At 71.0% G+C, this 14,274-nt stretch carries 14 protein-coding genes; 7 read left to right on the top strand and 7 right to left on the bottom strand.

Going from position 1 to position 14,274, the window contains the following annotated elements; all coding sequences use genetic code 11:
* Window positions 1-492: 492 nt before the first annotated feature.
* The 3 genes from uppS to IE195_RS10610 are packed head-to-tail and all read left to right on the top strand — an operon-like array spanning window position 493 to window position 3,559.
* Window positions 493-2,175 carry a polyprenyl diphosphate synthase gene (uppS, locus tag IE195_RS10620; protein WP_225942421.1) on the top strand — a complete coding sequence of 561 codons (1,683 nt, stop codon included), beginning with the start codon at window positions 493-495 and terminating at the stop codon, window positions 2,173-2,175.
* Window positions 2,175-2,786, top strand: a complete 612-nt coding sequence (locus tag IE195_RS10615) for an ABC transporter ATP-binding protein (RefSeq protein ID WP_191270088.1) — start codon at window positions 2,175-2,177, stop codon at window positions 2,784-2,786. Before uppS ends, IE195_RS10615 begins: the two co-directional genes overlap by 1 nt.
* Window positions 2,783-3,559: a hypothetical protein gene (locus IE195_RS10610; protein WP_191270086.1), complete on the top strand. Its 777-nt coding sequence runs from the start codon at window positions 2,783-2,785 to the stop codon at window positions 3,557-3,559. The genes IE195_RS10615 and IE195_RS10610 overlap by 4 nt, the downstream gene beginning before the upstream one ends.
* 130 nt (window positions 3,560-3,689) lie before the next feature.
* Here the strand turns inward: IE195_RS10610 and IE195_RS26155 are convergent, their stop codons facing one another.
* Window positions 3,690-4,202 carry a glutaminase gene (locus tag IE195_RS26155; protein ID WP_225942422.1) on the bottom strand — a complete coding sequence of 171 codons (513 nt, stop codon included), beginning with the start codon at window positions 4,200-4,202 and terminating at the stop codon, window positions 3,690-3,692.
* Window positions 4,203-4,546: 344 nt separating this feature from the next.
* Between IE195_RS26155 and IE195_RS10600 the strand changes: the two genes are divergently transcribed.
* Entirely contained in the window at window positions 4,547-6,370 is a 1,824-nt protein-coding gene (locus tag IE195_RS10600; RefSeq protein WP_191270084.1) for a PASTA domain-containing protein, read from the top strand.
* 95 nt (window positions 6,371-6,465) lie between these two features.
* Here the strand turns inward: IE195_RS10600 and IE195_RS10595 are convergent, their stop codons facing one another.
* Entirely contained in the window at window positions 6,466-7,014 is a 549-nt protein-coding gene (locus IE195_RS10595; protein WP_225942423.1) for a CGNR zinc finger domain-containing protein, read from the bottom strand.
* A 113-nt stretch (window positions 7,015-7,127) separates the two neighbouring features.
* Here IE195_RS10595 and IE195_RS10590 point away from each other — a divergent pair, with 113 nt between their 5' ends.
* Window positions 7,128-8,375 carry an MFS transporter gene (locus tag IE195_RS10590; protein WP_191270082.1) on the top strand — a complete coding sequence of 416 codons (1,248 nt, stop codon included), beginning with the start codon at window positions 7,128-7,130 and terminating at the stop codon, window positions 8,373-8,375.
* A 65-nt stretch (window positions 8,376-8,440) separates the two neighbouring features.
* Here the strand turns inward: IE195_RS10590 and IE195_RS10585 are convergent, their stop codons facing one another.
* The 5 genes from IE195_RS10585 to IE195_RS10565 all read right to left on the bottom strand — a co-directional run bounded on the left by IE195_RS10585 (window position 8,441) and on the right by IE195_RS10565 (window position 12,316).
* The gene (locus tag IE195_RS10585; RefSeq protein ID WP_191270080.1) at window positions 8,441-8,746 is read right to left on the bottom strand and encodes a YrhK family protein; all 306 of its coding nucleotides are present in this window, start codon (window positions 8,744-8,746) and stop codon (window positions 8,441-8,443) included.
* A gap of 137 nt (window positions 8,747-8,883) precedes the next feature.
* Complete coding sequence (locus IE195_RS10580; protein WP_191270077.1) at window positions 8,884-9,972, bottom strand: Rv2578c family radical SAM protein; 1,089 nt, start codon at window positions 9,970-9,972, stop codon at window positions 8,884-8,886.
* A 74-nt stretch (window positions 9,973-10,046) separates the two neighbouring features.
* On the bottom strand, window positions 10,047-10,862 hold the full coding sequence (locus IE195_RS10575) for an NAD(P)H-binding protein (RefSeq protein WP_191270075.1): 816 nt from the start codon (window positions 10,860-10,862) through the stop codon (window positions 10,047-10,049).
* Window positions 10,863-11,023: 161 nt separating this feature from the next.
* Window positions 11,024-11,425, bottom strand: a complete 402-nt coding sequence (locus tag IE195_RS10570; protein ID WP_191270073.1) for a hypothetical protein — start codon at window positions 11,423-11,425, stop codon at window positions 11,024-11,026.
* A 288-nt stretch (window positions 11,426-11,713) separates the two neighbouring features.
* The gene (locus tag IE195_RS10565) at window positions 11,714-12,316 is read right to left on the bottom strand and encodes a DUF6368 family protein (protein WP_191270071.1); all 603 of its coding nucleotides are present in this window, start codon (window positions 12,314-12,316) and stop codon (window positions 11,714-11,716) included.
* Window positions 12,317-12,851: 535 nt separating this feature from the next.
* Here IE195_RS10565 and IE195_RS10560 point away from each other — a divergent pair.
* Together IE195_RS10560 and IE195_RS10555 are read left to right on the top strand one after the other, a co-directional pair.
* Window positions 12,852-13,385, top strand: coding sequence for a histidine kinase (locus IE195_RS10560; protein ID WP_373295652.1), 534 nt, complete (start codon window positions 12,852-12,854; stop codon window positions 13,383-13,385).
* An 80-nt stretch (window positions 13,386-13,465) separates the two neighbouring features.
* Complete coding sequence (locus IE195_RS10555; protein ID WP_191270067.1) at window positions 13,466-14,263, top strand: DUF4097 family beta strand repeat-containing protein; 798 nt, start codon at window positions 13,466-13,468, stop codon at window positions 14,261-14,263.
* Window positions 14,264-14,274: the final 11 nt, after the last annotated feature.

The raw sequence follows: 14,274 nt of genomic DNA, 5'->3' as shown, positions 1-14,274 counted from the left end.
CCGTCCACGCGAGTGGGAAACCGAAGAGGCCGGGCGTCGGATGCCGGCGGAGTTCCTCGGACGAGGTGGTTTCGCCGAACCGTTCCTCAAACTGAGCATGCGTTGTACAGGCTCAGTCGAACACCTTCCGGGCGACCCCGTAGAGGGTGCCATTCCGGACTCCTCGGCCCAGCGGGTGAAGGTCCAGGGCTGGTTGAATCCGCCCTGAACCCCGTGACCGGAGGGGGCGTCGTTCCCAGCCCGGGTCGGTGGTCATCGATAGCCGTCCCGAGCGTGTTCGCGGCCGGAGCAGCGGTGGGCGAGCGGCCCTGCGGGCCACCGTCCGCAGTTCAAAGCAGGCCCGGAAACCATTAAGCTACCCAGCGTGATTATTCAGATCCCCTCAGTTCTGGTCAAGGTGTGGGCACAGGCGTGTCCCCCCACGGGAAACGGTTCACGGGTGCGAGGGCGCACTCCCGCGGCCACCGTGCAGGACCAGCGATGAGCGGGCACATGAGGACGGATTCCCTGCTGGTCGCGGAGCGGGGTGCCGACACTGGTCTGGCGCGCGCCTTCGAGGTCTGTCGCAGGATCCACACGGGTGCGGACCACCTCTCTCCGCAGATCGTCGATTTGCTGCCCGCCCACAAGCGCCCCTACGCGCACGCACTGGTCGCCTTCGCGCTATGGGCCGATCGGTTGGCCGACGAAGGGGAGGTCTCCGAGCGCGGGCCGGCCCTGGCCCGGTTCCGCACCGACACCCTGGCCGCGCTGGCCGACGAACCCGGTGCACCCGTCCGCCTGCTGCCGGTCCAGCGCGCCATGGTCCACACGGTGCGGGCGTGGGACATGCCCGTACCGGTGCTGGAGGAGCTTCTCACCACACTCGAGCAGGACAGTCGTCGGCCGCCCGACTTTCCCGGTTTCGCCGACCTACGCGGCTACATGCGCGGTACGAGCGGCACCGTCGGGGAGTTGCTCGGCACCGTGCTGGAGCCGGTCCGGGAGGACGCCCCGGAACTCATGTCGCTGTTGGGCGAAGCCCTCCAGTACATCGACATCCTCCACGACCTGCCCGAAGACCTCGAACAGGGCCGCTGCTACCTGCCCCGCCAGGACCTGGAGCGGTTCGGCCTGGACGCGGACGGCCTGATCGGTGCGCGCGGCACGAACGCCTATCGGGAACTGATCGCACTACAGGTGCAGCGGGCACGCGGACTGCTGCACCAGGGGCAGGAGGTGGTCGATGCCGTACACCCTTCCAGCCGTCCCTTCCTCGCATCCATGGTGGCCGGGCTGCGAACGGGCCTGGACGAGTGCGCGTACCTTCCAGCGGACCGGCCGGGCGCTCCACCGCGAACAGCCGTTCCCGCCCGGTTGTCGCAAACCCGAGAGACACCTGTCGGAGTCCTGCCACTCGTGCCCGGGCTGCGGCAACGGCGGTTCCCCGTCCCGACCCCGGGCCCCGGGGGCCCTCCCGCCGCGGTCCCCGAGCACGTGGCCGTGATCATGGACGGTAACCGGCGGTGGGCCCGGGCGCTCGGTCTGGTCGCCGTGGAAGGGCACTCGGCGGGAGAGGAGGCGATGTACCGTCTGGTGGACGCCGCCGGGGAGTTGGGCATCAAGTACGTGACCACCTTCGCCTTCTCCACGGAAAACTGGTCGCGTCCTCCCGAAGAGGTGTCCTCTATGTTCAGGATGATGACGCGGGGCGTTCCGGGGCTGGCCGGGCGCCTGCACGCCCGGGGCGTTCGGATGCGCTGGTGCGGCCGCCGCAGCAGGGTCGAGGCGGTACTCCGCGAACGGCTGGAGTGGGCCGAGGAGCTGACGTCGGGCAACAGCGGGGTCACGTTCACGTTCTGCCTGGACTACGGAGGCCGCCAGGAGATGGTGGACGCGCTCAAACGCACGGCGGCCGAGGCGCTCTCGGGGCGGCTGGACCCGACGCGCATGACGGAGTCCGACCTCGCCGAGTACCTCTACGATCCCGAGCTGCCCGACGTGGACCTCCTGATCAGAACCGCCGGCGAGCAGCGCACCAGCAACTTCCTGCCCTGGCACACCGCCTACGCCGAGATCTTCTTCGAGGACGCTCTCTGGCCCGACTTCGACCGCTCCCACCTGGTACGCGCCGTCAACGCCTACGCGGGACGGCGCAGGAGCTTCGGCGGCACCCTGAGCGAGGAGAGCGTCTGATGCTGCGTGTGGCGGACGTGCACAAGGCCTTCGGGCCGAGGCGTGTCCTGCGCGGGGTGAGCCTGCGGGCCGCGCCCGGGGAGCTGGTGGGGATCGTCGGCGAGAACGGAGCGGGCAAGACCACCCTGCTGCGGATCCTGTCCGGTGAACTCGCGCCCGATTCCGGCCGGGTGCAGGTCGAGGGCCGGATCGGCTACTGTCCCCAGCATCCGGTGACCAACCCGGAACTGACCGTGGACCAGCATCTGCGCTACTTCGCCGTCGCCTACCGGTTGCGCCGCCTGGACCGGGCTCGCGCCCTCATCGACCGACTCGGGTTCGAGCAGTACGGTGCCACCCGGGTCCGGCACCTGAGCGGCGGAACACGGCAGAAGCTGAACCTGGTCCTGTCCCTCATGCACGACCCGGCCGTCCTCTTGCTGGATGAGCCCTACCAGGGCTTCGACTGGGAGACCTACCTGCGGTTCTGGGAGATTTCCGCGGAACTGCAGGCCCAAGGACGCGCCATCGTGGTCATCTCCCATCTGGCCCACGACGTCGACCGTCTGGACACCCTGTACCAGTTGCGTGCGGGCACGTTCGAGCAGAGCGACCTCGGGAGCGGCCGGTGAACGCCTATCTGGTGGCGACCCGGTACTCGCTGCTGGAGCTGGCCCGTAACCGTCTCGCGGTGGTGGTGCTGGTCTGCCTCGTACCCCTGTTGATCTGGTTGATCGACTCGGTGGTGACCGGGGAACCCGTCGAGTTCGTGCACCGGTCCACGGACACGCGGATCCAGGCGCTGGGGCACCAGGTCACGACCCTGGGCTGTGTACTCAATCTGGTGTCCTTGCTGGTGGGGTTCGCCATGTTCACCGCGGCGCACCGCTCGGCCGACTTCGACCGGCGCCTGGCCCGGGTGGGCTACCCCCGTACGGCGCTCATCCTGGCCAAGCTCACCATGCTGGTGGTGGCTTCGGCAACGGTCAGCGGTTACACCACCGCCTGGACCTCCCTGCACTGGGCCGCGGAGCAGCCACTGGCGCTGTGGGCGGGCCTCTTCCTGGGCGGGGCGGCCTACGGTGCCATCGGGCTCTTCCTGGCCCTGTTCCTACCGGAGGAGCTGGAGGGCACGTTCGTGATCATCGTGGCGACGGTGGTCGACAACGCCCTGCAGAACCCGATCATCAACCCGACCGCGGACGCCGACGCCGTTCTCCTCCTACCCGGGTACGGAGCGATGCAGGTCTGTACGGCAGGGGCGTTCACCGATACCGTCCCGCTCACGTCGGTGCTCCTCAGCCTGGGGTGGACGGCGGTGTTCGGAGTGGTCGCCCTGGGGGCATTCGCCGCACGCACACGTGACCGCACACCCCAGGGGGTGTGCGGGCCGCCCGGAATCTGAGCGGTCCTGTCCGGGGCGGAGCCCGCCCCGGACAGGGAGGTGGGTGGGAGGACCAAGACTCGCGGCTCAGTTTCGGGTCAGGGCGAGCAGGCGGCGCAGGGCATCCGGCAAGGGCCTGGCCGTGGCACTGTCACTGACAGCAAGCGACGCGGATCCCTGCCCGGGTTCGACGTGATTCGCAGGTCCCCGGTGATCGAGGGCTCATGGACTCGGTTCCGTGACCACACCCACTCGCCGTCGGCAGGAGTCCGTGGGAGGTGCGTGAACCGCCCCGTTCCGGAATGCGGGGCGGGGACCTCGGCCGCCCCCTGGCGACCGGCAGAGAATCTACGAGGTAAAGCTGACTGTATTGGTCGAAAGCCTCGCCGCTGGGCTCGACCCCGATCCGCTCCAGCACCGCGTCGAGTCCCCGGTCCTCGATCGCGAGCGCGTAGGCGAAGGGTTCGGACATCGACTGGATGCCGGACCGGTCCTCGGTGTCGCCGCTGGCGTACACGGTTCCGTTGACCGTGCACAGGGCGACCGCCGCACGGCCGGGGTCGGCGGCGGCGAGGTCCGGTATGCCCTCGGGCAGGGATCCGGAGTCGACATGGCCCGTCTGGGCGATGATCTCGTCGAGATAGTTGAGGGTTGGTGCGTGCATCAGTCTCCCCCTGTCGGGTTCGGTACGGCCGCCTGCCGGTGCGGACCACCCCCCGAGCCTGCCCATCGGGGGCGGCTGCCTTCTGGCCGGGCAGCGGGTCTCAGGCCAACGGCGCACCCCCGTACTGGCCGGGGCTGACATGGCTCGACCGCTGCTTCGGCGGAGCGGGGTGGGGGAGCGGACGAGCCGGTAACGCTGCCGCCCGCTCGGCGGGGGTCGGTGACACCACCGAAAAACGGGTGCCGCGCGCATCCCTCCTGGTACCCCGTCCGAACACCTCAGATTCCGCGGCGTCAGCGGTACTCGGGCGCTCCAGGACTCCGCAGAGTAACTAAAATCCTCCCATGGCCACCCTTCCCCCCGATTCCCCCGCAAACGAGACGCTCGGGCGACGTTTCCGTGTGCGCGGCGAGCGTCGGATCTCCACCCGCACCACCCTGCTCGAAGCGGACGACACCGAGACCCGGAGCCCGGTCCGCGTGGAGCTGTTCGACGTCTCGGGCCCCGACGGGGCGGCCCTGACCAGGGCCTTCCGCGAGCGTCTGCGCGCCTTCGAGGAACTCGAACACCCCACCCTGACCCCCGTGCTGTCCGGCGGGATGCGCGGGGGAGCGGCGTACACGGTCACCGAACCCCACCACGGCGCCTGGGTGGGCGACCTGACCGGCGAGCGCTTCCAGGAAAGGGTCTCCCGACGGGAGGCGCTCGACATCGCGGACGTCCTCCTGGGAGCGCTCCAGGACCTGCACGAGCGGGACCTGGTACACGGGCACATCGGCCCGCACAGCGTCTCGCTGGCGGACGACGGCGGTGTCAGCCTCCTGCTCCTGGCGTCCCCGCCGCCCCCCGCGGCGGACGGGACCGTCCTCGGCCCGCAGGACGACGTCGCCGCCGTCGCCGGGCTGTTGGAGGCCATGGTCGCGGGAGGCCACCGGGACGAGGGCGATCCGCCCGCCGGACACGACGCGGTGGGAAGGGCGATCAGCGCCCTGGTGGCCAGGGGGACCGACCCCGACCCGCGGCGCCGCCCCGCCGACGCCTTCGAGTACCGCGCCCTGCTGCGCCGCACCGCCGACTCCCTGCCCCCCGCCTCGGGCAAACACGTGGCGCGGGAGGAACCCGCTGAGGAGGAACGGTTCCAGGCCGCGCCGCCCCGCCGCCGCGCGGTGCTGTGGGCCGCCCTGGCACTCGTGGTCGTGCTGGCCGGGGGAGCGGCGCTGTGGGCCGCGACGCAACAGGGACCGGGCCGGGGCACGGGCCCGGGCGAGGCGTTCATGCCCGACCTGGTCGGGCTCTCCCCCTCCGAGGCCGCCGAGGAACTGGCGCGGCTGCCGGTCTCTCCGGAGGTCTCCTACCAGGACGTGCGCAGCGACGACGTCGAGGCCGGGCTGGTCGCCTCCTCCACCCCCGAGAGCGGCAGCGAACTGGCGGAGGGCGCGGACGTACTGCTGTCCGTGGCCGCGGGCCCCCTGACCGTCACCATGCCCGAGGTGGTCGGTTCCCTGGAGGAGGAGGCGCGCCTGGCCCTGGTGGCGGAGGGGTTCACCGACGTCGAGCTCGTCCAGGAGCCCTCCGAGGGCCTGCCCGCCGGAACCGTCACCGGGAGTGATCCGGAACACGGGGAGAGCGTGCCCTACGACTCCGCGGTGGTGCTCACCGTCGTGGAGGGGGTGACCGTACCCGACCTGGTCGGCAGCACCGAACAGGAGGCCGTGGACGCCTTGGCCGAGCTGGGCCTGGAGTCCCGGGTCGAGGAGGCCGCCGGCTCCGAACGCCCCGAGGGCGAGGTCGAACGGCACACCCCCGGGTCCGGGGCCGTGGTCGAGGACGGGGCGACCGTCGTGCTCGGAGTCTCCCCGGGCTCCGGCGAGGACGAGGAGGACGACGAGGAGCCCGCGTCGGAGGAGGAGCCACGCGCCGAGGACGGGAGCGACGAGGGGCAGGCCGCCGCCGATCCGCCGACACAGACCGACCCCGAGGAGGCGCCGTCCGAGGAGGAAGAGCCCGCCCCCTGCACGTCCGGCGGATGGTCGGAGGGCGAGGTGTACCCGGAGGGGGCGCGCGTCGTGCACGAGGGCGAGGAGTACGAGGCCGTGTGGTGGAACACCGAGAGTTCGCCCGCGGAGTCGAACGAGTGGGGCCCGTGGCGCCCGGTCGCCTCCTGCTGACGGTTCCGGCTCCGGGCGCCGCGACGCCGGGGCCGTAACGGTTCCCCGTCCGCTCCCCGGAACGGGCGGGGGACCCTGACCGGGGAGCGGACGGTTCAGCCGGTCCTGCGCGCCTGGCGTTCCCGGTCCTGGTGGCGGCGGGACTTGGTGCGGTTGCCGCACACCCGCATCGAGCACCAGCGTCGGCTCTGGTTCTTGGACCCGTCCCAGAACACCCACCGGCAGGTGTGCTCCGCGCACCGTTTGAGCCGTGCCGCCTCGCCGGTCATCACCAGCCGCACCCAGTCCAGGGCGAGTTCGGCGCAGGCCCGTCGTGCCGGGGAGAGTTCCGGGCTCGGAACCAGTGTGCGTGAGGGAGGGAGGGCGAGCGCGGCCAGCAGCGGCAGCTCCGCCAACAGGGCGTCGGCCCGGGCGAGCACGTGCGGAGACGCTTCCTCCCCGTCGACGGCCTCGCGCAGTCCGGTGCGCAGGTCCAAAAACGCCCGGTGGTCGGCCTCGTCCACGCGCACGCCTTCGCCGACCAGCCGGTTCTCCCGGAGCCAGCGGCCCAGTTCCTCGAGGCCGGAGAGCTCGTCCCGGCCGCTCTCCAGGTCGAAGGTGTTGGTGAACAGTTCGATGCGCTCCGCGCTGGGCGGTCGCTCCATGATCCCTCCTTCGAGTAACCGTCGAAATTACTTTACCGGTTTCGATTCTCTGATCGATTCAATCCCAGTCTCCCCCAGGTTACTATCCGCCAAAAGACTTAAGGTGGTTATAGATGTCGGAGATCGTCTCCTCGCCGACCCGCGCCGGCCGGGCCGACGCACGCAACACCGGGGTCCTGGTCGTCTTCACCGCGCTCACCAACCTCGCCGACGGGGTGCTCAAGGTGGCTCTGCCCCTGGCGGCCATCGCCCTGACCGACTCGCCCGCCGCCGTCGCCGCGGTCGCGACCACGCTCACACTGCCCTGGCTGCTCACCTCCCTGCACGTGGGGGTGCTGGTCGACCGGTTCGACCGCCGCAGGCTGCTGCTGGTGGCCAACCTGGCCCGGGTCGCCACCATGGTGTGCCTGGTGTCGGCTCTGGCCGCGGACTCGGTCTCGCTGCCGCTGATCTACACGGGCGGGGCACTCATGGGCGTCGCCGAGGTCGTCGCGACCACCGCCTCCGTAGCCCTGGCTCCCTCGGCTGTGACGCCCGTCGGCCGGGAACGGGCCAACGCCTGGATGGCGGGGGCCGAGACCGCCTGCGGGGAGTTCACCGGCCCCTTCGCGGGCGGCTTGCTGGTGGCCGTGGGAGCCGGGCTGGCCCTGGGGGCCACGGGAGCGGCGTACGTGCTGGGAATGCTCGTGCTGATGCTTCTGGTGGGACGTTTCGCCCCGCTGTCCCAGGGGGAACGCCCTGTGGGTTCGGTGCACCACCGCATCCGCGAGGGTCTGCTTTACCTGTGGCGGCAGCCGATGCTGCGCGGTACGGCCCTGCTGCTCACCGTGCTCTGCGCCTGCTGGGGCGCCTGGCTGGCGCTGATGCCGCTGGTGGCCACCGACCTGCTGGACCTGAGCGCCGGGGAGTACGGGGCCCTGATGAGCGCGCTCGGTGCGGGCGGCCTCGTCGGGGCGCTGACCGTCGGCTGGGTGAACCGCCTGCTGGGGCGGCGGTGGGCGATGTTCGCCGACCTGCTCGGCACCGCCGCGATGATGGCCGCCCCCGCTCTCAGCTCGAACGTGTGGGTGGTCGGTGCCGCCGCTTTCCTCGGCGGAATGGGCGGCACACTGTGGACCGTCAACACCCGCACGATCAGCCAACGAATCGTCCCCACCGCCGTGCTGGGCCGGTTCAGCGCGGCCTTCCGGTTGTTCGGCTGGGGCGCGATGCCGTTGGGTGCGGTCCTGGTCGGTGCGGTCGCCGAACTGGCCGGGGTGCGGGTGGCCTTCGGGTTCTTCGCGCTCGCGGCGCTGTTGGCGGTCGTGCCGTTCCTGCGGGTGGTCACCCCCGGCGCGCTCGCCGCCGTCCCCGAGCACTGACCGGAGCCACATCGCTGACCTGTCGCACGCACATCCTCGGCCGGAGGGCCGGACGGGGGCTGCGATCAGAAGTCCAGCGGGGCCTCCGGCGGCATCCCGGAGGGGCGCGTGCGGGCCCGCACACGGGAGAGGTTGACCTGGCGGCCGAGCCGGATGAGCGGTCGGATCAGCAGTTCCACACTGCCCGCCAGGAAGCACCACGTCCCCGCGACCGTCCACTCCGGGAAGAAGAACATGATGCTGCCCGCGATGAACCACAGGGCGATCAGGATGTCGTTGAGGATGCTCAACGCCTCGTAGCGCTGCCGGACGACCAGTTCCTCGTGACCGATGTGCACGGTCAGGGGACGATTGGACTCGGGGTCGGACATGCGCGGCCTCCTGTGTCTCCTGCGGTCTCCTCCTGCCCGGCCATCATCCGTCCCCGAGCCTGTCGCCACTGTTCAGGGTGTGTTCCTCGGCGCGTTGCCGACGGCCCGCGCGGCGTCGCGGCCCGGCGCTCCGTCGATCACCGGCCGCCGGACTCGGCGAGGTCGAGGGAGAGTTGGGCGTCGGGCCCGCCGGCGGCCGCGTCGGGTTCGGCGTCGTGCTGCGGCTTTCGCGCCGAACCAGGACGGTTCAACCCGTACCGCTCGGCGATCTCCCGGACGGCCGTGGTGACGATCCGCTGGTAGGACTCGGGTGCGTAGGAGCCCCGGCCGTACAGCTCCCGGTACAGCGGAAGGAGCCGGGGGTGCTCCCGGTGCAGCCAGGACCGGTACCACTCCCGGGCGCCGGGCCGCAGGTGCAGCACCACCGGGGTGAGGCGGGTGGCCCCGGCCTCGGCGACGGCCGCCACGGTCTCCTCGATCTGCTCGACCGAGTCGGTCAGCCCGGGCAGGATCGGTGCCATCAGCACCGAACACCCCAGGCCGCGCTCGGTCAGGCGGCGCACCGCGTCCAGACGGGCCCTGGGGCCGGGCGTGCCCGGCTCCACCGTGCGCCAGACCGCCTCGTCCACCGACCCCACGGAGAAGGCCATGCCGACGTCGGTGACCCGGGCGGCCTGTTCGAGCAGGTCCAGGTCGCGCAGTACCAGCGTCCCCTTGGTCAGGATGGAGAACGGGTTGGCGGCATCGCGTAGCGCCCGGATGATCTGCGGCATCAGCCGGTAGCGGCCCTCGGCCCGCTGGTAGGGGTCGGTGTTGGTGCCCATCGCGATGTGCTCCCCGCGCCAGGAGGGGCGGGCCAGCTCCGCGCGCAGCCGTTCCCCGGCGTTGACCTTGACCAGGATGCGGGTGTCGAAGTCGCGCCCGCTGTCCAGGTCCAGGTACTCGTGGGTGCGCCGGGCGAAGCAGTACACGCAGGCGTGCGAGCAGCCGCGGTACGGGTTGACGGTCCACCGGAACATGGGATCGGCACCGGGGACCCGGTTGATGACCGAGCGGGCCCGGACCTCGATGGAGACCGGTTCGCCGTCCTGGCCCGCCCGTACCGGCCCGGGCGGGGGCGTGCCCAGCCCCGCCCGGCCCGAGCCGCGGGCCACTGGGGCCGCGGGTGCTTCGAACAGGGCGGTCTGGCCGGTGGCGGTGTCGTCCCGCAGGTTCTCCCAGCGCATGCCCTGATTCGAACACGTTTTCGATTAGCTGTCCAGTCCCGTTGCGGGACGGGGCCTGAGCTGCCCAGCACGTCCTAGTAGTCCCGCCAGGCGGGTGCCGCGTCCGCGGCGTAGTCCCTGAAGTCCCTCGGCTCCCGGCCCGTCACCCGCAGCACGTCCCCACTGGGTTCGGCGTCCCCCATGGCGCGCAGTGCCTCGAAGCCCGCCGCGGCGCCCCGCGCCTCCTCCTCGGACAACCCCTCGGCGACCTGGGCCCGGACGAAGTCCTCGGGCTCACCGCTGTACCGCACCGGGTACCCGGCGGCGTCGGTGATCGTCTCGGCGGCCTCGGCGAAGGACAGCGCGCGCGGCCCCGTCACCTCGTACGTCCGCCCCGCGTGCCCGTCCCCGGTCAGCGCCCGGGCCGCCACCGCGGCGATGTCGCCCGCGTCCACGAAGGCCTGCCGTATCCCGCCCACCGGGAGCGTGATCAGCCCCGAGCGCACCGAGCCGTGCAGGAACCCCTCGTCGAAGTTCTGGTCGAACCAGTCGCAGCGCAGCACGGTCCAGTCCGCGCCGCTGGCACGCACCGTACGCTCGGCCGCCAACAGCCGCTGGTCGTCCATCTCCTCGATCGCCCGGCTCGACAGCAGCACCAGGCGCCGCACGCCCCGATCCACCGCGAGACGGACGAACTCCGGGTCCACGGGCACCCCGTCCGGCGCCATCAGGTACACCGCCCCCGCACCGTCGAGAGCACCCTCCCAGGTGGAGGGGGCGGACCAGTCGAAGGGCACCCGGCTGCTCCGTGAGGCCGCCCGCACGGGGTGCCCCCGTGCGCTCAGGAGTTCCACCAAACGGCGGCCGACGGTTCCGGTGGCGCCCAGGACGAGAATCGGTCGTTCACTCATGTCTCCACCAGAACACCGGGCGGCGCCGTCTGTGAAGACTCCGTCGGCGTGTGGGTGTGTGGCGCCAGCTCATCCCCTTTTCACCTGGCACGATCCCCTCCAGGCAGCATCTGACCGCCGTGAACGGTAGGGATGTCACCGCTCGCCGAGAACAGAACCCCCTACCGGTCCGGTGAAGGTCCTGCGAAACGGGTGAACCCCGCCAGGCGGGGATGGACGGTGACTGGGAGGTCGCGGCCGAAGGCCTCCAACGCGCTCCTGACCTGTGCGTCGGGCTGCCCGTAGACATCGAGTCGCTCAACGGAGCAGTGGTCCATCACGTCGTTGATGAAGGACCCCGACATCCGCCAGTGCGCGCGGATCGAGGCGGAGTCCGCGTAGAGCTGGAAGCTGTGGGCCAGCATGTTCGCCTCGTCGGTGAAGAACTCCACCATGATCTGGGGCGCCTGCTTCTCGGTGAAGTCCACGGCACGCCGTGCGGCCAGGCGGAAACCCTCCCAATGGCCCTTCGCCACGCGCATGGTGTTGTGGAACAGGATCGGTGCTTCGGGTGCGGTCGGCATGGGTCAATGCTGCCGCCCCGTGGCGCCCCGCGGCCAACCCCGATCCGCTGGGCGGATCAGAAACCGCCGCCCTCCGGCAGGGAGCCCGGATCACGGGCACCCCCCTGCGGCCGTCCACCGGCCTGCTCGAACGTGTTGCGGCGGGGTACACGGGGCCAGAACACCGGGCGCCCACGACCGACAGCAGCCGCAGCGCCTCCTCCGCCCATGATCCAGGGAGCACGCGCCGGCCCTGTGGTCGCGATGCGGTCGCAGGAGGAGACGAACCGTTCTTCAGCGGGAGTCGGTCTACTCGACCAGGTGGAACTGCGGGTGGCTGAGCCAGGACCGCAGGAACTCCGCATCGCCGACGTGCCGGAACCACCGCCCACCACCCCCGGTGTCGTACGAAACCTCTGCCACACTTCCCGGGAGGGAAGCAACCAATGCTCTCGACCGGCCCAGGAACGCGTCACCGTCGGTGCCATCGCGCGGGGTGGGATGGCCGAGAACACCATCGAAGTCGATCAGCGCGTCGAGGCGTTCGGCGAGCATGAGCGCAAGGTGGCCGAGCGGTAGGTGGTGCACTGAGCCCGAGCGGCCCGCACCGAGCACCAGCCCCTGTACCGGTGGCCGAGAGAACGCCGAGTAGTCCTCGTCCCGTGCCGGTATCTCCTCGGCCTCCGCCAGGAAGAACACACCAGTGCTGCCGGGATCGAGTCCAGGCAGCCCCACGGCCGATCCGTCCCGCACATGGAAGTCCAGTTCGTCGCCGGTCCTGTTCTCGACCTGCTCGCAGAAGCTCCCCAGCCACGGGGTCACCCGGGCGAGCACGTCCTCGAACCCACGACGCTCGAAGAGCCACAACCCCACCGCCGGTCCCACGCCCACCACGCCACCCCAGACCTGCACGCGCCATCGCCTCGTGGGATCGTAACCTGCTCAGGACGGGCACCGGACGGCACTCTGGAGAACCTGGTCGCCGGCCTGCTCGCCCGTAGCGCGGAGAGCCGGTGACAGGCGACCGGAGATCACCGGTCCGTCCCTTCACCCCCGGGGGACGGTATGAGGGGGAAGGGGCCCGGACCCGCTTCGCCGCGCCGGGGGAGGGGCGATCGTGGCCGGGCCGGACCTGGCGACGACGGAGGAGGCAATCGGAGCAAGCCCGGGGCCGGCGGGCGGTGCCGTAACGCACTCTTCCGGGAGGGCGGGGGCACGCCATGTGCCCCAGCCAGTCCTGGAACCGGGACGGGGGCTGCGCCGCTGAGTGTCAAGCGGTCAGAGGTAATAGAAATCTACGTCGTAAAGGTGGGGCAGTTTTTCACGCCCCAGAAGGAACTCGTCATCCAGATTGGGCGACAGTGGAAGCCGAGCCTGACACTGGGTGGCATTGCTGATGCGTGAATGCTGCTTGACATGACGTCACTTGTGGCGTCATGATGACATCATGGATTTGATGCCGTATGTCGAAGAGCTCCGCCGCCAACTCCTGGTAGCCGCCGAGGCCGGGGGAGAGGACACCCGGGTCACCGCCGAACGCCTGGCCGCGGCGCTGGAGCCCTCCGCCCGGTTGGCCCTGATGGACGCCCTGTCCGCAGCCGCGGACGAGATCACCAGGGACCTCGCCCCGGGGTCGGTCGAGGTCCGCCTCCGCGGTGGGCGGACCGACTTCATCGTGACGCCACCTCCGGCCGACGAACCGTTTGATGCCGAGGAGGACGAACCCGTCGCATCACTGGGACGTCAGGGTGACGTCAGTCTGCTTCGGGGTGACGGCGAGGAGGGCGGAACCTCACGGATCACCCTGCGTCTCCCGGACCGCCTCAAGCCGCTCGTGGAGGAGGCCGCCAAGGCCGAGGGGCTCTCGGTCAACGCCTGGCTGGTGCGGGCCGTCGCCACCTCCCTCGAACCCGGGGGCAGCCGGGGCACCCGGCGAGCCGGTCGCCAGATGGGTCGCGGCTACACCGGCTGGGCCCGCTGAGCGGACCGAACCGCATGACCTACACCGACACGTCTCCCACCAGGGGAGGCGCCCACCCCACCCACCTCAGGGAGACCGCCGTGCCGACTTTCGACACCCCCGAACCGATCACCGCCGACATCACCATGGTCGCCGGAACCCTTCAGATCTTCGCCGGAGACCGCACCGAGACCACCGTCGAGATCCGACCGCGCGTCGAGGACAGGGACAGTGACGTGCGCGCCGCGGAACTGGTCGAGGTCGACTACGCCAACGACCGCCTCGAGGTCCGCGACCCCCAGCCCTCGGGCCTGGGCCGGATGATCGGGCGCAAGGGCATGGTCGACATCACCGTCGAACTGCCCGCGGGCTCGCGCGTCCACGCCTCTGGCGGGTTCGGCAACATCCGTTGTGAGGGCAGCCTGGGAACGTCCGAGCTCTCCCTGACCAACGGCAACGTCACGGTGGGCCGTATCGCGGGCAACACCGAGCTCACCACGGGCCACGGCTCGGTCCGGGTGGCGGAGATCGACGGTTCCGCCATGGTCAGGTCCACCAGCGGCACCATCACCCTCGGCGAGGTGACCGGGGAGCTGCGGGCGAACTCCGCGCACAGCGACGTGATCGTCGACCGCGCCCTGGGCTCGGTCACCGCGCGCACCACCCACGGCAGCGTCCGCCTCGGCCAGGTGGTGGAGGGCAGCGTCAACGTGGAGACCTCCTACGGCGAACTGGAGATCGGTGTCCGCGCGGGCACCGCGGCCTGGTTGGACGCGGTCTCCACGAAGGGCGTCGTGCGCAGCTCGCTGGAGGCGGCCGACGGCCCCGCCCCCACCGAACAGACCGTCGAGGTCCGGGCCCGCAGCGTCTGGGGCGACATCCTGCTCCACCGGTCCTGACTGCAGACCAC

The organism is Nocardiopsis terrae (assembly GCF_014651695.1).
GTDB classification, from domain to species: Bacteria; Actinomycetota; Actinomycetes; order Streptosporangiales; family Streptosporangiaceae; genus Nocardiopsis; species Nocardiopsis terrae.
Note: the sequence above shows the minus strand (reverse complement) of the source record. Positions and strands in the feature narration are given on the sequence as shown.

Excerpts from the sequence above, each read along its gene's own strand:
- uppS (WP_225942421.1), top strand. The coding sequence starts at position 493 with ATGAGGACGGATTCCCTGCTGGTCGCGGAGCGGGGTGCCGACACTGGT.
- IE195_RS10615 (WP_191270088.1), top strand. The coding sequence starts at position 2,175 with ATGCTGCGTGTGGCGGACGTGCACAAGGCCTTCGGGCCGAGGCGTGTC.
- IE195_RS26155 (WP_225942422.1), bottom strand. The coding sequence starts at position 4,202 with ATGCACGCACCAACCCTCAACTATCTCGACGAGATCATCGCCCAGACG.
- IE195_RS10600 (WP_191270084.1), top strand. The coding sequence starts at position 4,547 with ATGGCCACCCTTCCCCCCGATTCCCCCGCAAACGAGACGCTCGGGCGA.
- IE195_RS10595 (WP_225942423.1), bottom strand. The coding sequence starts at position 7,014 with ATGGAGCGACCGCCCAGCGCGGAGCGCATCGAACTGTTCACCAACACC.
- IE195_RS10590 (WP_191270082.1), top strand. The coding sequence starts at position 7,128 with ATGTCGGAGATCGTCTCCTCGCCGACCCGCGCCGGCCGGGCCGACGCA.
- IE195_RS10585 (WP_191270080.1), bottom strand. The coding sequence starts at position 8,746 with ATGTCCGACCCCGAGTCCAATCGTCCCCTGACCGTGCACATCGGTCAC.
- IE195_RS10580 (WP_191270077.1), bottom strand. The coding sequence starts at position 9,972 with ATGCGCTGGGAGAACCTGCGGGACGACACCGCCACCGGCCAGACCGCC.
- IE195_RS10575 (WP_191270075.1), bottom strand. The coding sequence starts at position 10,862 with ATGAGTGAACGACCGATTCTCGTCCTGGGCGCCACCGGAACCGTCGGC.
- IE195_RS10570 (WP_191270073.1), bottom strand. The coding sequence starts at position 11,425 with ATGCCGACCGCACCCGAAGCACCGATCCTGTTCCACAACACCATGCGC.
- IE195_RS10560 (WP_373295652.1), top strand. The coding sequence starts at position 12,852 with ATGGATTTGATGCCGTATGTCGAAGAGCTCCGCCGCCAACTCCTGGTA.